The sequence below is a fragment of the Palaeococcus ferrophilus DSM 13482 genome, from assembly GCF_000966265.1.
Taxonomy (GTDB): domain Archaea; phylum Methanobacteriota_B; class Thermococci; order Thermococcales; family Thermococcaceae; genus Palaeococcus; species Palaeococcus ferrophilus.
The window spans coordinates 109,034-127,428 of record NZ_LANF01000019.1; the positions used below are offsets into that span (position 1 = coordinate 109,034).

Below are 18,395 nucleotides of genomic sequence, written 5' to 3' on the forward strand. Positions count from 1 at the left end.
AATTCTCGCAACTGGTGGAGTGTGCCCTTCATGGAGAGAATGAAGCTCTGGTACCTATCTCTCGTGATAGGAGCGTACATGGTGGGTCTCGGGAACGTGTGGCGCTTTCCAGTTCTCGCCATGAAGTACGGCCTGGGCGGAATCCTCCTCTACCTTGTGGCGGTTTTTCTCATGGTGGGTATCGTTAGTACGGCCATGGAGAGCACGAAAAAGCGCCGCTACGAGGTCGTCGAGTACTATTTGCGGGAGCATGGAAAACCCGCCTTTGGGGTTCTCTTCCTCCTCTTTGACCTGCTCTTCATAGGCTACTACTCTATCTTGGGCGGCTGGACCGTGACGAGCACTTTCGTCCGCGGGGCCTACGATTCCCCCGTGTGGAGCATGGTCTCGCTCCTCGTCTTCATTCTGGTAATGGTACTCATACTTCTTCAGGGGCGCGAGAGGACGTTCGACACGATGGTTTTTTCGCTCGTGGCACTCTTCCTCTCGATATCGGCGCTGTTATTCATCATCAACTCCACCTCCAAAACGTCCGTCCCGGCCTACGTCGTCGAGAGTCTGCTGGTATGGAGGGGGATTACCCCCCATTATGGTGAAGGACATGGCGGAGCAGGCGGTGTATTCTCTCGGCGTTGGTCTTGGATTTTTCCTCGTCATGGGTTCGTACCTGCCGGATGACGTTCCCACGCCTCTGCTGGCCCTCGGCGGTGCCCTCGTGGATACCCTCGCATCTTTTCTTGGTACGTTCCTTACGGGTGCGGTTATTGGGCTGAACTCCCCGGCCGCTATGGACGGGGACAGCATACTCTTCACCGTCCTCCCCGAGACCCTGGGGGAAATCCCTCACGGAACGGTCCTCCGCTACCTCTTTGCTTTTGCGCTCTTTTTGGCGGCCATCACAAGCATGATACCCCTCGGAGAGACCGTGGCAAGGATTTACTCCGAGGTTTCATGGGTCAAGAGAAGCGATGCGGTGGTTAAGACGATGCTGGGTGCGTTTTTTGTGGGGGTCTTTGCTGTCCTTGGGATGGAGCGGGGGTTTGATACTGTGGGCCTCCTCGACTCCACGGTGGCAACCTTCGCCCTCATTGGGGGAGTCGTATCCGCGTGGGCGGCACTGACCGGCAAAAACTACATCCCGCCCTATCTCAGGGCCTGGGCGCTTCTTGGGGCTCTGTCCCTCGCGGTACTTGGAGTGTTTGCTGTTTACAACCTCTTCATCTCGGGGAGATACCTCCCGCTGCTCCTCCTCGCGATGGGCGTGCTGCTTGCGATGTCGCTCACATCCCGCGTGAAGGAGCGCGTGGAGATGGGGCTGAGGATACCAAGTCGCTACCGCTGAAGCCACACCACCTTCGCCCTTCCATTCTTTTCCAGCCATCCGAGGAGCTCCCTCGCGAAGGCGAACTTCTTCCTCTTGCTCTCCCAGACGGGCGAGTGCTCCCTTAGGTTGGGCTTGCTCCACCTCCCCACGACCTCGCCAAAATCGAAGCCGATCAGGACTATTTCCCTCGCCCCAAGCTCCTCCGCAAGAAAAGCCGCCCTGTCTCCGTCCGTGAAGCCCCCGAAGTTGTAAACTACGTCGAGAGGCTCCGTCTGGGTTGTGCCGAGAACTCTGGAAAATAGGGGCACGTAGGCGGTGAGCTTCTCAACGTTGTCGCCGTGTGCGTGAACCACCATAAAAGAGCCTTTGTCATTGGCTATTTTGAGGTCGGGGATTCTTCCATCGAGGTCGCTCACTATTATATCCGGAACGATGCCCTGGTCAAGCAGGGCCGAAGTCGTCCCATCTGCCGCTATAACCGTTCCGTCGGAGAAGTCCCCTCCCCTGAGGGCATCCTCGAGGCTCGGGCCGGCTCCAAAGACGTAGGCCCTCTTTTCAAGCACCGCCCCCAGCTCCTCCCTCGTCAGGTACTCGTCCCCTTCGAGGAGGAGCGCCCTCAGGACTTCCGCGGCTTTTCTGTCCTCCTCTATCGAATAGCCCATCTCGCGGACGATGCGAAGGTAGAAGGGCTTCCATTCACTCCAGTCCATGGTATCGCCTCTGAGGGAGGGGTATAAAACACTATCTTTTCCCTGTTCCGGAACCTTCGAAAGCATCACCCGGGATGGATTCGTGGGAGAAGAACACCAAGGAGAAAATGAAAAACCCTCAGGTGGCATCCACCATACCCGTACTTTTTTCGAGGATGGTTCCTACTTCGAAGGATTTCTTCGTGTTTTACATCTATGTAAACTTTTTTCCAGAATTCGTCCCTTTGACGAAAAGTTAACCACAAAAGGTTTAAATGCAACGGTGGCCATAGATATACCTTGGTGAACGCCATGAATAAGCGTGGTACCTCTTTGTTCTTGGTTGGACTTTTTGTTTTTGCAGTGTTTGCCAGCGGATGCATCGGTGGTGGTGGGGAAACCACGTCAACCCAGTCGGGCACAACCTATGCGGAACAACTCGTTATAGGTGTCACCGATAAGGTGACGGACATTGACCCCTCGAACGCCTACGACTTCTACACCTGGGAAGTGCTGAACAACATAATGGAGGGTCTCGTCAAGTACGAGCCCGGAACCCTTGAGATTAAGCCCGCCATAGCGGAGAGCTGGGACGTGAACGATGACTCAACCGTCTGGACGTTCCACCTGAGGAAGGACGTCAAGTTTGCCGATGGAACTCCCCTGACCGCGAAGGACGTCAAGAGGAGCATCGAGAGGGTCATGACCATCAACGGCGACCCCGCGTGGCTCGTGACAGATTTCGTGGATAAGGTCGAGGCCCCCGATGACTACACGGTGGTGTTCTACCTCAAACAGCCCACGAGCTACTTCCTCTCACTCCTCACGACGCCGCCCTACTTCCCGGTGCACCCGAACTACGCCCCGGACAAGGTTGATAGCGACCAGACCGCGGGTGGGGCCGGACCGTACAAGATAGCGAAGTGGGTGCGCGATGAGGAGCTCGTCCTCGAGGTCAACGACAACTACTACGGTGAGAAGCCCAAGACCAAGAGGATAGTCATCAAGTTCTACCGCGACGCCTCAACAATGCGCCTCGCCCTCCAGAACGGCGAGATTGACATAGCATGGAGGACGCTCAAGCCCACGGACATAGAGAGCCTCAAGAACGAGGGCAAGTTCCAGGTCATAGAGATACCCGGCGCATTCATAAGGTACGTGTGCCTCAACACTCAGAAGGACCCAACGAAGGAGGTCAAGGTCAGGCAGGCTCTCGCCGCGGCCATAGACAGGCAGGACATCTCAAACAAGGTCTTCAGGGGAACGGTTGACCCGCTCTACTCCCTCATACCCAACGGAATGTGGAGCCACAAGGACGTCTTCAAAGAGGTTTACGGCGATGCCAACCTCGACAAGGCCAAGGCCCTCCTCAAGGAGGCCGGCTACGACGAGGGCAACCCGCTCCAGATACAGCTGTGGTACACGCCAACCCACTATGGAGACACGGAAGCGGATCTTGCCCAGGTTCTCAAGGAGCAGTGGGAGAAGACCGGCGTCATAAAGGTGGACATAAAGAGCGCCGAATGGGGAACCTACGTTGACTACGCGAGGAAGGGCGAGATGCAGGTCTACCTCCTCGGCTGGTACCCGGACTACCTTGACCCGGACGACTACACCACACCGTTCCTCAAGAGCACCGCCAACAGCTGGGCCGGAACCGGCTACGCGAACCCAACGATGGACGAAATCCTAAGCAAGGCCCAGAGCCTCGTTGACCAGAACGAGAGGGCAAAGCTCTACGAACAGGCCCAGGACATACTCGCCCAGGATGTGCCCTACATACCGCTGATACAGGGCAAACTCTACGTCGTGGCCCAGCCCGGCGTTAAGGGCGTCAAGATAGGGCCCGACATGATATTCAAGTACTACACCCTCTACAAAGAGGGCTGACTTTTCTTTTTCCTTTCCATTTGTCCGTTTGCTGTGGGGTGGTAGCATGGCAAGAGGTGTCGGTCAGTACGTGTTAATAAGAGGGCTCATGATAATCCCGACCGTTTTGATTCTCTACACTATAGTTTTCATCTTCCTCAGAATTCTTCCCGGTGATCCGATTTTGGCCGTTGTGGGAACCAAGAACATCGCGCCCGAACAGCTGGAACACCTTCGGGCCATGGCAGGGCTGGACAAGCCCCTCTACGTCCAGTATTTTGACTATTTGTGGAGGATGCTCCACGGGGATTTCGGTGTTACCCTCGCCTTTCCAATGGGGAAGCCCGTCGTCGAGTACCTGAAGCTCCGCTTCCCCGCGACGCTTGAGTTAACGATATTTGGCTTTTCAATAAGCGTCCTGCTCGGAATACTCACGGGTGTCCTCGGGGCAGTTAAGAAGGGAACCAAGGTTGACGGTGCCATGAGGCTCTACAGCATCATCGCCTACACGCTCTTCATACCGTGGTTTGGAATAATGCTTCAGTACCTCTTCGGCGTTCACTTTCACCTTCTCCCAACCTCGGGTAGAATAAGCCCCGGCGCGCACCTCAACTCGATAACCGGACTCTACATCCTTGATAGCATCTTAACCGCCAACTGGACTGCCCTCGTTGATGCCCTCAAGCACATAATACTCCCGAGCTTCACCCTCGGCCTCGTGCTCAGCGGTGCCTACACCAGGCTCGTGAGGAACAACATGGTGGACGTCCTCAGTCAGGACTTCATAAGGGCATACAGGGCCAGGGGTGTGAGGGACTGGAAGATAACGTGGTACGCCCTCAAGAACGCCTTCATACCCATCGTGACCCTCATGGGACTCCAGTTCGCCATACTCCTCGGCGGGGCCGTTCTGACGGAGACGACCTTCAACTGGCCGGGAATGGGTACTTTCATCGTTGACAGGATAGACTACCGCGACTACAACGCCATACAGGGAGCGGTGGTGTTCTTCGCCTTCTTCGTGGGCCTCATCAGCCTCATAGTTGACGTGGTCTACGCGCTCCTCGACCCGAGGGTGAAGTACTGAGGTGGTTAAAATGGAGCTGATAAGAAAAATCTCAAAGCCCCTCTTTGAAAAAAGGCCCGGAAGGGGCATGCTCATCGCGGGCCTTGTGATAGTCCTTTCCGTCCTGATAATGGCAATATTCGCACCTCTCATAGCTCCCTACGACCCGACGAAATCGGGAGACGAGTCCTTCGCACCCCCGAGCGGGGCGCATCTCATGGGGACCAACAGGCTCGGTCAGGACGTGTTCTCGAGGATAGTGTGGGGCTCGAGGGTCGTTATCTACGTCGTTATCGTTGCCACGCTCCTCTCGATGAGCATAGGAATCCCCCTCGGCCTCATCTCCGGTTACTACGGCGGGAAAACGGATAGAACCCTGAGCGTTATAATGGACAGCATCTACGCCTTCCCCGCCCTCATCCTGGCAATAGTCATCGCCGTGGTGTTGGGCCCGAGTCCCATAAACACCGCCATAGCCATAAGCTTCGTCTACGTTCCAACCTACTTCAGGATGGTGCGCGGCCAGACGCTGAGCCTCAAGGGCCAGCTCTTCGTTGAGGCGGCGAGAGCGCTCGGAGCCAAGAACAAGGAGATTATGTTCAAGTACATCCTTCCGAACCTCGCCCCCACCATACTCGTAGTCTTCACACTGAGCGTTGCGGATGCAATACTCACGGAGGCCGGCCTTAGCTTCCTCGGGCTCTCGGTTACGCCGCCAACTCCCGATTGGGGCTACGACCTCCGTGTTGGACAGCCCTTCATTCTCGACGGCTACTGGTGGCTCGTATTCTTCCCGGGAATTATGATAATGCTCTTCGCCATGGGCTTTGCCCTCATAGGTGAGGCCCTCAGCGAAAGGATATCCCTTGGAACGAGGTGATGGGAATGTTGCTGGACGTCAGAAACCTTAGCATTCACTATTTCACGCTCTCCGGCAGGGTTAGGGCCGTTGAGGGTGTAAACTTCAGCATCGGAAAGAAGGAGTGGGTGACCTTCGTGGGGGAGAGCGGAAGTGGAAAGTCAACCGTGGCCCACGCCATCCTCAACGTCGTCCCTTCGCCGGGGAGGATAGTGAGCGGGGAGATAATCTTTGAGGGCAGGAACCTCCTCGAGCTCGGAAAGGAGGAGATGAAGGCCATAAGGGGCAAGGAGATAAGCATGGTCTTTCAGGACCCCATGACGAGCCTCGACCCGCTCAGGAAGGTGGGGGATCAAATAGCGGAGGTTCTCGTGGAGCACGGCGTTTCAAAGGAGGAGGCGTACGAGCGCGCGAAGGAGCTGCTTGAAAAGGTGAACCTTCCTGCTGACAGGCTCAACGCCTACCCCCACCAGCTCAGCGGTGGCCAGAGGCAGAGGATAAGCATCGCCATGGCCATGGCCTTCAACCCCAAGCTCCTCATAGCGGATGAACCCACCACGGCCCTTGATGTCATAGTTCAGGACTCCATAATGGATTTGATAGACGAGCTCAAGGCGGAGGGGACGAGCATATTCTTCGTCACCCACGACATCTCCCTGGCCGTGGAGCGCAGCGACAAGATAGCTGTGATGTACGCGGGGAAGCTGGTGGAGTTCGGCCCGACAGATGCCATAATCGAGAACCCGCTCCACCCCTACACAAAGGCCCTCCTCGAGAGCGTGCCCGACCTGTGGAGCGAGGGGGGAGAGATACGCTCGATACCCGGTTATCCGCCCGATCTGAGGGAGCCACCCGCCGGATGCCGCTTCCACCCGAGGTGCCTCTTCGCCATGGAAATCTGCCGCGAGATGGAGCCACCGTACATTGAGTACGAGAAGGGCCATTTCGTGGCGTGCCACCTCCACGGGGGTGTTTCCAATGAGTGAACCTCTCCTCAGGGTCGAAGACCTCAGGAAGTACTTCCCTGTGAAAAGGGGCATCATCGAGACCCTCAAGAAGGCGCCCCAGAAGTACGTCAAGGCCGTTGACGGGGTGAGCTTTGAGGTTACGCGCGGTGAAACCCTCGCCCTCATAGGCGAGAGCGGCTGCGGTAAGACAACTACCGGAAGGGTAGTGCTGAGGCTCATAGAGCCCACCGGCGGGAGGATAATATTCGACGGGACGGACATAACAACGCTTACCGACGATGAGATGAGGCCGTTCCGGCGGAGGATGCAGATGGTCTTCCAGGACCCCTACGCCAGCCTGAGCCCGCGCATGAAGATAGGTGACGCAATAGCCCACCCCCTCATCATACACGGCCTTGCAGAGAAGGAGGAGGCAAAGGAGCTCGCCCTCAAGATGCTCAAGCGCGTTGGCCTAACACCCGAGGACGAGTTCTACGACCGCTATCCCCACCATCTCAGCGGCGGCCAGAGGCAGCGCGTCGTTATAGCCAGGGCGATGATACTCAAGCCCGAGTTCGTGGTCGCTGACGAGGCTGTCTCGATGATAGACGTCTCCATGAGGGCATCAATCCTCGAACTCCTTGAGTCCTTCAGGAAGGAGTACAACATGAGCCAGCTCTTCATAACCCACGACATAGCCGTTGGAAAGCTAATCGCGGACAGAATAGCGGTGATGTACCTCGGCAAGATAGTGGAGATTGGCCCGACGGAGGAAGTGCTGAAGAATCCGGCTCATCCATACACGCTCGCACTGATACAGGCCGTTCCCTCAATAGCCAAGCGCAGGAGGCACGAGAAGCGAATAGAGATAACGGGAGAAGTGCCAAACGCCGTAAGTCCGCCCCCGGGATGTCGCTTCCACCCGAGGTGCCCCTTCGCGGACGAGAAGTGCAGGAGCGAGGAACCCAGGCTCGTGGAGGTTAGCCACAACCACTTCGTGGCCTGCCACCACCCCCTGGGGAGAGAACCCACTAGTGTTTAGGCTTCTCTTAACTTTTATTTTAGATTGTAATACGAAATAGGCTTATTTTTAACGTTCCGCGTGATATTTTACTTGTTTTTGTGATTCCGGGCCATTCTGTTCCGTTTAAGACGTGCGTTTATATACGATAACAACGTATAATATGTTGAGGTAAACAAAATGAGAAGAGCAATTTCCCTTTTTCTGGCGCTCGTCATGAGCGTCGCGATTATGCCCATTCCCCTCGGACTTTCTCCCGTGGAAGCAGCTCCCGCAGGGGGCTATTCAACGGATGTGGGCATAGCCAACCCCTCCGGGGCAGATATAACGGATTACCAGGTCATGATTGACCTTAACGGTAGTAACATTGATTTCTCGGCCGCAAAGCCCGACGGAAGCGATTTGAGGGTGGTAGATAGTGCGGGCAACCCCCTACCCTACTGGATTGAGAGATGGGACGCGGGGAACCAAACGGCCCGTGTGTGGGTCAAACTGGACATTCCCGCTGCAGGAACGAACATAAAACTCAAGTACGGAAACCCGAGCGCCACGAGCGAGAGCGACGGTGACAAGGTTTTCATGTTCTTTGACGAGTTCATTTACGTTGACGCAAACGGAACCGCCGTACTCGACCCCGGCAAGTGGGACGTTCTCTACGGGACGTGGGCGGTAACGAACGGAACCCTCAGTCCAACAGGATACTACTCCTCCACAATAGACACGGTGTACACCAAGGACTTCGTGATGGAAGACGGCATAATAGAGATGAAGTTCTCCCCCTTGAACACAAGGTGCCCCTACTGCTACAACGTTGGCACGTCCGTCCTTGGAAGGTACGACACGAGTACGAGCAACACATACCTCTTCAACGCAGGCGGCTACGGCTACGCATACGAGATAGCACTGTGGCCGAGGATACCCCAGCCCTACTGGACGGTGCTCGTTAAGACCACCAACAGGTACACAGAACTTGACACGGACATAGACTACCGCTTCAAGGTAACCCTCAACGGCCCCCACCTAAGCTTCGACGTTTTGGAGGGATCCCTCGCGGGAACTCATCTGGAAGTCAACGACACAACCATACAGCGCGGTGCGGTGGGTATAGCCACGTGGCAGATGTCCCGTGTTGACTGGATATTCGTAAGAAAGTACGTCGCCGTTGAGCCCGTCGTGATGGTGGGTAAGATGATCAAGGTGGAGGAAGAGGAGGAGAGCCCCTACCAGACGTACCGCATGCTGTCCCTCTTCTGGTACCTGCGCTACACGAGAATGGAGACGGAGTACGGCCCACTCTACGACGATGCCCTCCAGTACGGCGTGGACAACGAGACACTCGCGAAAAGCCAGATGGAGTTCGACACGGCCAAGGAGTATTTCACAAGGATTGACAAAACGAAGCTCCTCCAGGGCAACATACTAACCCTCCCCGACCTCAGAAAGGCGTACCTTCACATGAGGGAGGCCATAAGAATACTGGAGGAGGCAATGGAGTAGCGTTAGGCCCTCAACCTTTTATCTATTTTCAGCATCTCCCTCCACTGCCTTCCGGGCCAGTAGATTTGACCGCAGTTTTTGCAGACGTAGAACTCGTCGTACCGCTCGTAGACGCTCTCCGGAACTTTGCCTTTGACGTAATCCTTTGAGACCCTTCTTATTGGGCCATTGCACTTGGGACAGCGGGCACTGGGGGGAAAGAGCTCCCTAAATGTCACACCCCTTCTCTTGAGCTCCCCGACCTGTTCCTCGAGGTCGTTTGAGCCGAGAAGAATAACCCTGCCCCCTAGCTTCTCCGCCCTCTCGGCGAGACCGCAATCCCTTGTTAGGATTACCCTGTCCTCTTCAAGGGCTACCCTGATTATCTCGTCGTCCTCCTCCACGCCGTAGAGGGTGTCGTAGCCGTAGAGCCTCAACCACCGCGCTAATCTCCCAAGCATCATGTCCGCTATGAACCTCATCCCAATCGAAAGGTATTAATCCTCCCGGATTAAAGTGTTTCCGGTGGTGTGATGCACTACGAGGAAGTCGAGACCTTGATGAGACGCTCCCATGACTACATGGAGCTCGCTAACTCCGCTTTTGAAGAGGAAAAATACGACGCCGCAATTTTTCTCTCGGAGCAGGCGCTCCAGTTTTATCTCAAAGCTCTGCTGATTAAATACGCCGACCTGAGGCTGAGGACTCACTCGGTAAGGGAGCTTCTGGCGGCCCTTGGGAAAGTCCTTGAAGCGGAAGAGAAGGTTGCTGACTTCACAAGGTCGCACCGGAGCCTCCTCAGGGAGCTTGAGGATGCATACACGGGCACGAGGTACGAGCCGAGGCGCTACTACCGCGAGGACGCTGAGGAGCTTATTGAGTTCGTGGGGGAAGTTATGGACTTTGTGGAGGGCCTTGCAGATGAGTTCGAAAGAAAAGGCACTTGAAGCAATGATCGAGCGCGGTAGAAAGAGGTACCTCATGATAAAGAACTACGGGCGCTATCTCCCCGCGATAAAGAGGGCCTGTGAGGCAGTTTTTGGTGAGTGCGAGCTCTACGTCTTCGGAAGCGTCCTGATCGGGAAGTTCACTGCCGGAAGCGACGTTGACCTGTTGATAAAGGTTAAAAAAGTCCCAAAAAGCCTCCGCAAGAGGGCCGAACTTGAGGCGAGGATAGAGGAGCTCGCGGGCCTGCCCGATTATCACCCCTTTGAGCTCCACATCGTTGATAATGAGGGATTCAGACGGTACAGGGAGCTTTTAAACGTTAAACTCGAGAAGGTTGGATAGCTTGGACGTTGGATCAATCCGAACCTTTTTATCCTGCCCGACCAATACTCGGAGGGTGGTGCCATGCAAGTTCTTGAGCTCGCGAAGCGCAGGAAGACCGTGAGGAAGTTTCTCCCGGATAGGCCCCCAAAAGAGGATATCCTGAAGGCCATAAAGGCGGCAAAGGAGGCCCCCTCCGGGATGAACGCTCAGCCCTGGAAGTTCGTCGTTGTTGACGACGACTGGCTGAAGGCCAAAATCCGTGAAGCCTGCGAGAGGGAGGAGGAGAAGTTCTACTCCCACACCAAAGGAGACCTCATGGCCTGGCTGAACGCCAAGGGCTTTAAGCCAGAGAAGCCCTTCCTGAGCGAAGCTCCTTACCTACTCCTCGTTTTCGGCCACACGAAAGCGCCATACTGGCTCCACTCCACGTGGATAGCCGTTGGGTACCTTCTCCTTGCGCTTGAGGAACTCGGCCTTGGAACCGTGACGTATACACCCCCAAACCCAAAGCCCATCGAGGAGCTCCTCCGGGTGCCAAAAGAGTGGAAGCTCCAGACGATACTTCCCGTTGGCTATCCCGCAGACCCTAAACCGAAGTACGAGAGAAAAAAGCTGGAGGATGTGGTGAGCTTCAACGAGTTTTAGCTTTCTCCTCTCTGTACCATCAGGAGCATCGCCCCGGCCAGGACGAAGAAGGCAAGGCTCACGCCATATGGCAGCGTCGGATGGACGCTCGCAAGGGCCCCGGCCGCGACCGGCGTTACGAGGCCGAGAACCTTCCGGTAGCTTGAAATGGCCGCGTGGAACTCGGTTGTCTTCTCCTTCGGGATGAGCTTGAAGAGCCACGAGCGATAGAATGGGAACCACAGCGCGTTGCCGAAGTCTCCGATGGCGTAAACCGCCAAGGCAAGCCAGAAGGATGGAGAGAGCGCCATCACAAGGGCGTAGAGGGCGTTGAGAAACATCCCAAGGGCTATTGCGTGGAAGCCCTTTCCCTTCGGAACCCTCTCGCTGGCGTAGGTGCCGGCTATTCTGAGAAGGCTGCTCGCAACCGCTATCAGCGTTATCTCGAAGACCGTCTTTTTCAGTACGAACACGACGTAGTTTATGAGGATGAACTCCGGTGCCAGCGCCCAGGCGAGGGTTAAGAGGGTTTCAAACGCGATGAGACGCTTGAACTCACCCGCTTTGAACGTGAACCCTTCCGGGCTTATCCTCTCCTCCTTCCCGACGCTCGGGAGGAAGAGCCAGAGGTATGTAACAGTAACGACCGAGAAGAGGCCGAAGAAGAGGAAGGTCATGCGGTAGTGCTCCGGCTTGTTGTACACATATCCGAGGAGATAGCCCATTATCGGAAAGCTCACCAAGGTCGCTATCTCGGGCAGGCGGAGGTGCCAGGCGAATATCTCCTCGTACTTGTCTTCCGGGTAGATTATCTGTTCGTAGGCCTGGTACAGTGGATAGAGAAGCGTGGAGAGCTTGTCAATCACTTTCCCCCCAAAGAGCATCAGCGGCGCTATTGTTCCTTTAGCGAGGCCGTACATGACGTAGGCTATTCCATCGAGGATGTCTATCGCTATGAGGCCCTTTTTGATGTCCCATCGGTTGAAGAGCCTGCCGAAGAGGTAGGTGAGCGGGATCGAGACGATGTTGACTACCGTGAAGAAGGCCCCGACTTCGAGGACGGAGTAGCCCGTCATCAGGAGGTAGAGCGGGAAGAGCGTCCACGTTATTAGTCCCGGGGCTATGAGCGTGTGGTAGAGCATGTAGGCCTTGGCATCTCTTGGAATCTCGCTCCAGCGCATAAAGGCACCTCCCGAAGGCTTAAAGTGTCGTGCTTTGGGTGAAAAAATTTTAAATAATTTTCGGGGAGAGTAACGGTGGTGCCATGGATGGAAGAAAAGTGAGACTTTGACTCGTGGGCGGAGAGCTACGACGAGGACGTTATGAGCGACGACTGGATACACCGCGATTATGGGAGAGTCCTTCGGCTCGTAGCGGGAAGGGCGAGAGGAGTTGTTGTTGATGTGGGCTGTGGCACGGGCAACATCCTCCGCTTCCTCCGGTGTGAGCGATACATCGGGGTCGAGCCCTCGGAGGGGATGAGAAATGTTTTCCGCGAGAAGTGGGGCTTTGAGCCCATTGACGGCCACTTCCTCGAAATCCATCTTCCGGAGGGGAGCGCGGATACAGTGGTGAGCACCTACGCCTTCCACCACGTCTCGGATGATGACAAGGAGGAAGCGATAAGGGAAATGCTCCGCGTGCTGAGACCGGGAGGTATCCTAATCATAGCCGACGTCATGTTCGAGTCGAAGGACGAGAAAAGGCGCATAGGTGAGGAGGACGGCATACTGGAGGATATCCTCGACGAGTACTTCGCGACCCTCGACCACTTGGGGGCGATTTTTGAAAGGCTGGAAGTTAAGTGGAGGGCTGAGAGGGTGAACAGGTACGTCCGGATAATATCGGCGGAAAAGAGATCCTAACGGAGACTTTTCAAAAAGGAAGGTGGTGCTTTTTCTTTTGAAAGCCTCGCCTTTCAGAGCGGGGAAGAGGTCAGGCACTTCACATAAATCAGCGCCTCCTCGCCCCACTCGGGGTAGGGGTCTATCAGAGCTACCCTCACGAAGCCTTTCTTCTCGTAGAAACGCCTCGTCTCATCGTAGGGCCGGTAGGAGAAATCGCCAGAAGTCTTGACGACGAGGACTTCAAAGCCTCGCTCCCTGGCCAGGCTCTCGGCGAACTTCAGCAGGGCGGAGCCGATGCCCTTTCTTTGGTGTTCCCTCCTTACTGCCATCCAGAGGATTTCCATGGCATTGTCGTTAATCGGTTTTATTGTTATGAAGCCCAGAACGTTTCCGTTTTCTGCCGCCAAGTAGGTCTCCTCTCTCACTAGGTCGCGCTCGATGGCCCTAAGGCCCGCTTCGTTGAACCATTCGGGAAGGCCTTTCGCTATCTCCATGCATGCCAGTCTCTCTTCATCGGTTTCGAGGAGTTTGACGGTCATCAACTTCTCCTCCAGCGCATCGGGCACGGATCGTGCCGGGTGATATTTAAACTTTGTTTGCAACTTGAAATTGGGGGCGAAGATGAAAAAGGCTATCGGCTACTCTACCCTCATCACTGTGTCTATGTACGCCATCTCCGAACTTCTTGTGAAATGCAGTGTTCTCTCAACGCTCAGCGGGAGGCTTGCGGGCATCTCTACCGCGCTTCTCGCTTCGTACCTAGTTTCAAGGGCATTCCATATCAAGTTGCCCGGCCTGAAGTCCAGTGGGGATGGCATTCCCCATGCCCTTGCCCTCATGTTCCCCCTGTATGCCATCTCTATCATCGGAATTCTGTACCTTGGTCCGGCCAAGTTCATGGATGCCGCGAAGCCGGGTTTCGTGGAGGAATGGAGTCCCATTCTCGTGCCGTACTCCCTCGCCTTCTGGGCTCTGAGCGGCCTGATAATGGTGTACTTCTACGATGTAGCTCCCTATGAGCTTTTTAGCGGGCGTGGGAGACTTGCCGGCGTAGTCGGGGCCACCATTGTCTTCTCCCTCAACTACAACCAGCCTCTGATAACGGGCTTCTGGAGCGTGGAGGACATAATCTTCTTTGGCGCGGCCCTTACCTACTCGTATTCCGTCCACAGGGAACCCTCTGCGCTCCTCATTGTGTATCTCCTCTCGGAGGTGCCCCTCTGGTGGTGTCTCTTGGCTCCCTTGGGAGTTTCGGCTTTTGAAGCCTATATTGTCGCTCGCTTCCTGGTCTCAGCGTTTTTCCTTACCGGAATGTTCTTGAAACTGCGTTAACTACTCCATCCATCCTTCAAGGACACGGTTAACCAGCTTAAGGAACTCCTCCTTGCTCCCGCCCTGCCGGTAAAACTCCTCAAGCAGTCCCACGAAGCGCCTTTCTTCTTCGCTGAGCTTCTCGCCCTTCCACTTGAAGATTCTGAAGCGCTCACGAGGAGCTCGACCGTGTAGAACTCCTCCCTTCCCACGGATTTGAGGTCTTTCACGAGCTCAAGGGTGTTTATAGTGTCGTAGCCAAGCCTCTTCCAGAACCCTATCGCGTCCCTGTCCTGAGGGAGGACGAGGGGGTAGAGGGAGGTGTCGTGCTTGAGAACCTCCTTTTCGGCCTTTTCCACGAGCGCTCTTCCAAGACCTCTCCCCCGGAACTCAGGTTTTACGTATATTTCCTCGACCCAGAAGCAGCCTTCTCTATTTGAAAGCCGGATGAATCCTGCTGCTCTTCCATCTTCAAGGACGAGGAATATTATATCATCTCTCCTGAAGTAGCCCTCCGCTTCCTTTCTGTACGATTCCTCATAACTCGTCCTCCAGCCCTGCTTGTCCCTCAGTTCTTTGAAGAACTCGACGTAGAGATTTTGGAAATCCTCCAAACGCCCTTCGTGCAAACGGATGACGTCCATTTCCACCACCCTTACAAAAACAGGGAAATGCGAAAAAATTTGCGGAAATAGAAACGTCAACCCTGAATCGCTCTAAGCCCTTTTCTGAACACCAGCACGTTCGGCTCGTCCGTCTCGTCCCAGAGGCCCAGACCGAGTCTCTTAATGCCGGGTAACACTTCCATCATGCTCGCAGGGAGCATGAGCTCAAATACTTCGTCCCTCTCCTTCGCCACCCAAGCCATAGCTGGAAGCATGGCCCTTATGCACCCGAGGCCGAAGGAGAGCGGCGTGAAAGTGGCCCTTCCTTTCTCAACCAGGAACTTGAAGCCCGATATCTCGTAAACCTCGGCCTTCCTTCTCAGCCACTCAAGGGCCTCCTCGCTCCTGTGGACGAACTTCCAGCCGAGGGGGATGATGCCGAGCGTTAGGTCCTCCATCGTCAGCTCTGCCGGCTCCGGTTCAACCGGCTCAAAGTCCTTAACTTTCGCAGCAAGGCTGAGGAAGCGGATAAGGACTTTAAAGCCGTCCTTCTTCGCCATCGCTATGCTCTCCCTGTTTAGGAAGTAGGTTGCGAACTCGAGGGCGTCTATCCTGCCCTCCTCCGCCAGCTTCCTTCCCATATCCACTATGAAGTTGTGGAGAAGCCTTCCAAAGCCTCTGCCGCGGTAGTTGGGGTGAACCCTCAACCCCTCCATCCAGCCGACTTTGCTGGGAAGAAACGTGAGCTTGGCCGTTCCGATTATCCTTCTATCGAACTCAAGGACGTAGAAGTTCCCGTCTTCGACCCAGCTATCAAACACGCGCGCGAGGTAGTCTTCCCCGCCCCAGGTAAGGCGCGCTATCTCCTCGATGAAGGGTTTATCTTCAGGTTTGGCCTCGCGGATGATGGGTTCCATTGCGGTTCACCGTGATAAACTCTCATTTCTCTATTTTATGCATTATGGCATGAGCGAATATCCCATTTTATCTGCTGGGAAGATGTTCGAAATTTGTTTTTATCTCAATCTTGTATTTTGTCGCTTGCTTTAGAGATCACCCTGTACAATACCATCCCCAGAAAAAACCCGCAGTAAAAAAGGAAGGCAACAACCATCACTCCACCACTCTCATCGTAGTATCTAGGATTCAGCATCCTTGCGATTATGGACTGGGGAAGTATTGTAAGAGGTGTTATCAAAACCGCTAAGGCTCCAAACTCTCCAGCTGGAACATGAAGATATGAAAGAAACAGAAGAGTTGCAAGGGCAGGCACAAAAATGATAATCCCAATGATAGCCAGATCCCCTCTGCCCGCGGTTATTAAATCCCCTACCTTGCTTAGGGAAAACACTGTCAGCTCAATAATCGAGATTATAAAAACAACAGAAAAAGCGTATCCCCTCTTCATCATCGGATTCCTTTGTTCTGTCAGCTTTTCGTTCATGATGTTCCCTCTTTACCTGTTCATCCTGGCATGTCCATTGTTATGAACTCGAACTGCTCTAAGCGCTTGATACAAAGCCGTTCCCATCAGGAATGAAACAACTGGCATAATGTACGCACCAAATATCAGCACCGGATCGTTATCGCTGTAATCGGAATGGCCGGAGAGTGAACTGATGGCAAATGCGAATACTAACGTTATCAATGGGACAGTTAACGCCAAGACTCCGAATTCCAGAGGGGACACTCTCGTTTTCCACAGGAAGGCCAGTGTGAGCACCGAGAGCAAGAGCGTGGGATACACGAGTTCGTAGGCTCCGGAGAGGAGGTACCTTCCTGAAATAGTATCGTAGCTAACCCTCACGAGAGGGAGATTGTCTATGGCATTAGGATAATGCTGGGCAAGCTCGGTGATTCCGAGTATCGTTAAGGTCCAAAGGGGAGAGACAAGGAGTAAAAAGAAAGCTACCTTTTTCATTTTCTCACCCCTTGTTTTGACATGGTTACTTTCTACTGTCTGCAGATTATACTGCTTAAAACTAATTAAACTTTGTTGTTATTGTAGACTAAGGTTAAGTAGAGCAAAACCACCCCCGCAAACGCCAGACCTCCCCCAAGGGCGGCGGAAACCGTGGTACCTATGCCTCCCTCAATCATCCACGCAAAGGTCAACTGCGAGAGCGGAATGACGAGCGTCGCAAGGGCATCGAAGATACCTCTCATTGTTCCGAGGCTTTCGAGGGGGACGTACTTCTGGAAGAGGCTGTCGGCGGAGACGTTAAGGAGCTCCCGACCAAGGCCGAGGACGAAGACCGCTGGAACCAGGAGGTATACTCCGGAAAGGCCAACGAGGAGCAGTGCGATGCTCTGAAGTACCATTCCGGCGAGGAGCGGCTTCCTCACTCCAGCTCCCCTCCTGCGGGCGATGTAGGCTATGAGGCCCACCCCGATAATGCTTCCCACCGTTGTGAGCGACTGCAGAGCTCCGTATAGGAACTCGGCCCTTGCGAGCTCCTTAAGCCGGGCGAACACGAAGATCCTGAAGCTCCCGAGGGCGAAGTTGAAGAGGAGCAGGGACACTAAAACGCCGATGATAAGCCCTCTATTGATGGCGGGGGCTTTGCTTACCTTTTCGCTTCCCTTCGCTGGCAGGGGCGTGGTTTCGACCTCCAGGTAAGGCAACAGGCTCAGCGCTCCCACCATGAGGAGGGCCGCGTCAGCGAGCATCGCCCCCACGCCAAAGCGGTAGGCGAGGGCTCCCGCCACGGGAAAAGCAACCAGGGAAGCGATGTTCCCAACGAGTGAGAGGGTCGCGTTCAGCCCCTGAAGCTCACCCTCCTCAAGGGTCATCGAGGCGATCAGCGAGAAGCCGTAGTAGCGGTGGAGGATATCCAGCGCTGAGATACCGGAAACGATGAGGTAGAAGGCCCATATGTTCGAGGAGAGAGGAACTATCAAAATCACCAGGGATGCCTGGAGGAGGAGCGCCAGAAAGGCGAGCCTCACCTTTTTGGAGGTTCGGTCGAGGGTTCTCCCGAGGAGAGGCGGTAGAAGAACCCACGGAAGGTGCGTGAAGAGGGCGTAGCCGCCCACGCTTACGAGCGAGTTGGTGGTCTTGAGCAGACCCCAGGGTAGAGCGACGGTCTCGATTGCGTCGCCGAACACCCTAAGCCCCGAGGTGAACAGGTGAAGGCGGTAGAGGCGGCGGCTCATGAGATTTAGTGGTCTAGACGTATTAAAAGAGTTTTCTTTGGTCTCTGATCCGCGGGCTCTGATGGCCTTAGTGTTCTTGTGGATAATAACGCGTGAGTCCTCTGAATCTGTTAAGTCCCTTCATTTCGGATTAGCTCGTAGAACAGCTCATCCACGTATTTCCCATCGCTCCAGACGTGGTCTCTAAGTCTTCCCGCTGGGGCAAACGCGTTCTTTTCAAGAACCCTTATCGAGGCCCTGTTGTCGGCGTGCACTTTCGCCAGACCTTGTGAAGGTTCAGGTGGTTGAAGGCGTAGTTTATCAGAAGGGCCACCACTTCGGTTCCGTAG

The 18,395-nt window shown here is 55.0% G+C and carries 24 protein-coding genes and 1 pseudogene; 14 read left to right on the forward strand and 11 right to left on the reverse strand.

Features of this window, described 5'->3' with window-relative positions; genetic code table 11:
- Positions 1-30 precede the first annotated feature (30 nt).
- Positions 31-678 carry a sodium-dependent transporter gene (locus PFER_RS12560; protein WP_157255211.1) on the forward strand — a complete coding sequence of 216 codons (648 nt, stop codon included), beginning with the start codon at positions 31-33 and terminating at the stop codon, positions 676-678.
- Complete coding sequence (locus tag PFER_RS12565; protein WP_170218369.1) at positions 602-1,342, forward strand: sodium-dependent transporter; 741 nt, start codon at positions 602-604, stop codon at positions 1,340-1,342. Before PFER_RS12560 ends, PFER_RS12565 begins: the two co-directional genes overlap by 77 nt.
- Here PFER_RS12565 and PFER_RS10430 read toward each other — a convergent pair.
- Positions 1,333-2,034 (reverse strand): 6-hydroxymethylpterin diphosphokinase MptE-like protein, encoded by a 702-nt coding sequence (locus tag PFER_RS10430; protein WP_048151991.1) that lies wholly within the window; start codon positions 2,032-2,034, stop codon positions 1,333-1,335. The two genes, PFER_RS12565 and PFER_RS10430, sit on opposite strands and share 10 nt — an antisense overlap.
- A gap of 82 nt (positions 2,035-2,116) precedes the next feature.
- On the opposite strand from PFER_RS10430, the gene PFER_RS12230 reads away from it, so the two are divergent.
- The 7 genes from PFER_RS12230 (at position 2,117) to PFER_RS10460 (ending at position 9,272) form a co-directional block, all read left to right on the forward strand.
- Positions 2,117-2,320, forward strand: coding sequence for a hypothetical protein (locus PFER_RS12230; protein ID WP_157255216.1), 204 nt, complete (start codon positions 2,117-2,119; stop codon positions 2,318-2,320).
- Positions 2,321-2,325: 5 nt separating this feature from the next.
- Positions 2,326-3,903, forward strand: a complete 1,578-nt coding sequence (locus PFER_RS10435) for an ABC transporter substrate-binding protein (protein ID WP_048151995.1) — start codon at positions 2,326-2,328, stop codon at positions 3,901-3,903.
- 46 nt (positions 3,904-3,949) lie between these two features.
- Positions 3,950-4,969, forward strand: a complete 1,020-nt coding sequence (locus tag PFER_RS10440; protein WP_048151997.1) for an ABC transporter permease — start codon at positions 3,950-3,952, stop codon at positions 4,967-4,969.
- A 10-nt stretch (positions 4,970-4,979) separates the two neighbouring features.
- Complete coding sequence (locus PFER_RS10445; RefSeq protein ID WP_048152000.1) at positions 4,980-5,828, forward strand: ABC transporter permease; 849 nt, start codon at positions 4,980-4,982, stop codon at positions 5,826-5,828.
- A 5-nt stretch (positions 5,829-5,833) separates the two neighbouring features.
- Positions 5,834-6,793, forward strand: coding sequence for an ABC transporter ATP-binding protein (locus PFER_RS10450; protein WP_048152003.1), 960 nt, complete (start codon positions 5,834-5,836; stop codon positions 6,791-6,793).
- A complete protein-coding gene (locus PFER_RS10455; protein ID WP_048152005.1) occupies positions 6,786-7,796 on the forward strand; it encodes an ABC transporter ATP-binding protein in 1,011 nt (336 codons plus the stop codon). The genes PFER_RS10450 and PFER_RS10455 overlap by 8 nt, the downstream gene beginning before the upstream one ends.
- A gap of 159 nt (positions 7,797-7,955) precedes the next feature.
- Positions 7,956-9,272 (forward strand): DUF2341 domain-containing protein, encoded by a 1,317-nt coding sequence (locus tag PFER_RS10460; RefSeq protein ID WP_048152007.1) that lies wholly within the window; start codon positions 7,956-7,958, stop codon positions 9,270-9,272.
- A 2-nt stretch (positions 9,273-9,274) separates the two neighbouring features.
- Here the strand turns inward: PFER_RS10460 and PFER_RS10465 are convergent, their stop codons facing one another.
- A complete protein-coding gene (locus tag PFER_RS10465) occupies positions 9,275-9,733 on the reverse strand; it encodes a Mut7-C RNAse domain-containing protein (protein ID WP_048152010.1) in 459 nt (152 codons plus the stop codon).
- Positions 9,734-9,784: 51 nt separating this feature from the next.
- On the opposite strand from PFER_RS10465, the gene PFER_RS10470 reads away from it, so the two are divergent.
- The 3 genes from PFER_RS10470 (at position 9,785) to PFER_RS10480 (ending at position 11,168) form a co-directional block, all read left to right on the forward strand.
- Positions 9,785-10,198, forward strand: a complete 414-nt coding sequence (locus tag PFER_RS10470) for a HEPN domain-containing protein (protein WP_084593961.1) — start codon at positions 9,785-9,787, stop codon at positions 10,196-10,198.
- Positions 10,173-10,541 carry a nucleotidyltransferase domain-containing protein gene (locus PFER_RS10475; RefSeq protein ID WP_048152012.1) on the forward strand — a complete coding sequence of 123 codons (369 nt, stop codon included), beginning with the start codon at positions 10,173-10,175 and terminating at the stop codon, positions 10,539-10,541. Before PFER_RS10470 ends, PFER_RS10475 begins: the two co-directional genes overlap by 26 nt.
- A 63-nt stretch (positions 10,542-10,604) precedes the next feature.
- Positions 10,605-11,168: a nitroreductase family protein gene (locus PFER_RS10480; protein ID WP_048152014.1), complete on the forward strand. Its 564-nt coding sequence runs from the start codon at positions 10,605-10,607 to the stop codon at positions 11,166-11,168.
- Here PFER_RS10480 and PFER_RS10485 read toward each other — a convergent pair.
- Positions 11,165-12,328 carry an MFS transporter gene (locus PFER_RS10485; protein ID WP_048152017.1) on the reverse strand — a complete coding sequence of 388 codons (1,164 nt, stop codon included), beginning with the start codon at positions 12,326-12,328 and terminating at the stop codon, positions 11,165-11,167. The two genes, PFER_RS10480 and PFER_RS10485, sit on opposite strands and share 4 nt — an antisense overlap.
- A 117-nt stretch (positions 12,329-12,445) precedes the next feature.
- Between PFER_RS10485 and PFER_RS10490 the strand changes: the two are divergent.
- A pseudogene (locus PFER_RS10490) lies at positions 12,446-13,012 on the forward strand (class I SAM-dependent methyltransferase); the annotation flags it as partial.
- 53 nt (positions 13,013-13,065) lie between these two features.
- On the opposite strand, the gene PFER_RS10495 reads toward PFER_RS10490, so the two are convergent.
- Positions 13,066-13,560 (reverse strand): GNAT family N-acetyltransferase, encoded by a 495-nt coding sequence (locus PFER_RS10495; RefSeq protein WP_245612542.1) that lies wholly within the window; start codon positions 13,558-13,560, stop codon positions 13,066-13,068.
- Positions 13,561-13,615: 55 nt separating this feature from the next.
- On the opposite strand from PFER_RS10495, the gene PFER_RS10505 reads away from it, so the two are divergent.
- Positions 13,616-14,326 carry a hypothetical protein gene (locus PFER_RS10505; RefSeq protein ID WP_157255221.1) on the forward strand — a complete coding sequence of 237 codons (711 nt, stop codon included), beginning with the start codon at positions 13,616-13,618 and terminating at the stop codon, positions 14,324-14,326.
- Here PFER_RS10505 and PFER_RS10510 read toward each other — a convergent pair.
- From PFER_RS10510 to PFER_RS12475, 7 genes are all read right to left on the reverse strand, one after another.
- Positions 14,323-14,949, reverse strand: coding sequence for a GNAT family N-acetyltransferase (locus PFER_RS10510; RefSeq protein WP_245612563.1), 627 nt, complete (start codon positions 14,947-14,949; stop codon positions 14,323-14,325). The two genes, PFER_RS10505 and PFER_RS10510, sit on opposite strands and share 4 nt — an antisense overlap.
- A 56-nt stretch (positions 14,950-15,005) precedes the next feature.
- Positions 15,006-15,827, reverse strand: coding sequence for a GNAT family N-acetyltransferase (locus tag PFER_RS10515; protein ID WP_048152028.1), 822 nt, complete (start codon positions 15,825-15,827; stop codon positions 15,006-15,008).
- 104 nt (positions 15,828-15,931) lie between these two features.
- Positions 15,932-16,354 (reverse strand): hypothetical protein, encoded by a 423-nt coding sequence (locus PFER_RS10520; protein WP_048152032.1) that lies wholly within the window; start codon positions 16,352-16,354, stop codon positions 15,932-15,934.
- 12 nt (positions 16,355-16,366) lie between these two features.
- Positions 16,367-16,831, reverse strand: a complete 465-nt coding sequence (locus tag PFER_RS10525) for a hypothetical protein (RefSeq protein WP_048152034.1) — start codon at positions 16,829-16,831, stop codon at positions 16,367-16,369.
- Between the two features lie 65 nt (positions 16,832-16,896).
- Entirely contained in the window at positions 16,897-18,066 is a 1,170-nt protein-coding gene (locus PFER_RS10530; RefSeq protein ID WP_048152037.1) for an MFS transporter, read from the reverse strand.
- 110 nt (positions 18,067-18,176) lie between these two features.
- Entirely contained in the window at positions 18,177-18,320 is a 144-nt protein-coding gene (locus PFER_RS12470; RefSeq protein WP_245612543.1) for a GNAT family N-acetyltransferase, read from the reverse strand.
- On the reverse strand, positions 18,293-18,382 hold the full coding sequence (locus PFER_RS12475) for a hypothetical protein (protein WP_342666400.1): 90 nt from the start codon (positions 18,380-18,382) through the stop codon (positions 18,293-18,295). Before PFER_RS12475 ends, PFER_RS12470 begins: the two co-directional genes overlap by 28 nt.
- Positions 18,383-18,395 lie beyond the last annotated feature (13 nt).

What these genes read in the sequence shown, in the direction of transcription:
- PFER_RS10445 (WP_048152000.1), top strand. Translation starts at nt 4,980, where the DNA reads ATGGAGCTGATAAGAAAAATCTCAAAGCCCCTCTTTGAAAAAAGGCCC.
- PFER_RS10475 (WP_048152012.1), top strand. Translation starts at nt 10,173, where the DNA reads ATGAGTTCGAAAGAAAAGGCACTTGAAGCAATGATCGAGCGCGGTAGA.
- PFER_RS10440 (WP_048151997.1), top strand. Translation starts at nt 3,950, where the DNA reads ATGGCAAGAGGTGTCGGTCAGTACGTGTTAATAAGAGGGCTCATGATA.
- PFER_RS10470 (WP_084593961.1), top strand. Translation starts at nt 9,785, where the DNA reads ATGCACTACGAGGAAGTCGAGACCTTGATGAGACGCTCCCATGACTAC.
- PFER_RS10515 (WP_048152028.1), bottom strand. Translation starts at nt 15,827, where the DNA reads ATGGAACCCATCATCCGCGAGGCCAAACCTGAAGATAAACCCTTCATC.
- PFER_RS12560 (WP_157255211.1), top strand. Translation starts at nt 31, where the DNA reads ATGGAGAGAATGAAGCTCTGGTACCTATCTCTCGTGATAGGAGCGTAC.
- PFER_RS10455 (WP_048152005.1), top strand. Translation starts at nt 6,786, where the DNA reads ATGAGTGAACCTCTCCTCAGGGTCGAAGACCTCAGGAAGTACTTCCCT.
- PFER_RS10460 (WP_048152007.1), top strand. Translation starts at nt 7,956, where the DNA reads ATGAGAAGAGCAATTTCCCTTTTTCTGGCGCTCGTCATGAGCGTCGCG.
- PFER_RS10530 (WP_048152037.1), bottom strand. Translation starts at nt 18,066, where the DNA reads ATGAGCCGCCGCCTCTACCGCCTTCACCTGTTCACCTCGGGGCTTAGG.
- PFER_RS10510 (WP_245612563.1), bottom strand. Translation starts at nt 14,949, where the DNA reads ATGGACGTCATCCGTTTGCACGAAGGGCGTTTGGAGGATTTCCAAAAT.
- PFER_RS10430 (WP_048151991.1), bottom strand. Translation starts at nt 2,034, where the DNA reads ATGGACTGGAGTGAATGGAAGCCCTTCTACCTTCGCATCGTCCGCGAG.
- PFER_RS10480 (WP_048152014.1), top strand. Translation starts at nt 10,605, where the DNA reads ATGCAAGTTCTTGAGCTCGCGAAGCGCAGGAAGACCGTGAGGAAGTTT.
- PFER_RS10505 (WP_157255221.1), top strand. Translation starts at nt 13,616, where the DNA reads ATGAAAAAGGCTATCGGCTACTCTACCCTCATCACTGTGTCTATGTAC.
- PFER_RS10435 (WP_048151995.1), top strand. Translation starts at nt 2,326, where the DNA reads ATGAATAAGCGTGGTACCTCTTTGTTCTTGGTTGGACTTTTTGTTTTT.
- PFER_RS10465 (WP_048152010.1), bottom strand. Translation starts at nt 9,733, where the DNA reads ATGAGGTTCATAGCGGACATGATGCTTGGGAGATTAGCGCGGTGGTTG.
- PFER_RS12565 (WP_170218369.1), top strand. Translation starts at nt 602, where the DNA reads ATGGCGGAGCAGGCGGTGTATTCTCTCGGCGTTGGTCTTGGATTTTTC.
- PFER_RS10520 (WP_048152032.1), bottom strand. Translation starts at nt 16,354, where the DNA reads ATGAACGAAAAGCTGACAGAACAAAGGAATCCGATGATGAAGAGGGGA.
- PFER_RS10525 (WP_048152034.1), bottom strand. Translation starts at nt 16,831, where the DNA reads ATGAAAAAGGTAGCTTTCTTTTTACTCCTTGTCTCTCCCCTTTGGACC.
- PFER_RS10450 (WP_048152003.1), top strand. Translation starts at nt 5,834, where the DNA reads ATGTTGCTGGACGTCAGAAACCTTAGCATTCACTATTTCACGCTCTCC.
- PFER_RS10485 (WP_048152017.1), bottom strand. Translation starts at nt 12,328, where the DNA reads ATGCGCTGGAGCGAGATTCCAAGAGATGCCAAGGCCTACATGCTCTAC.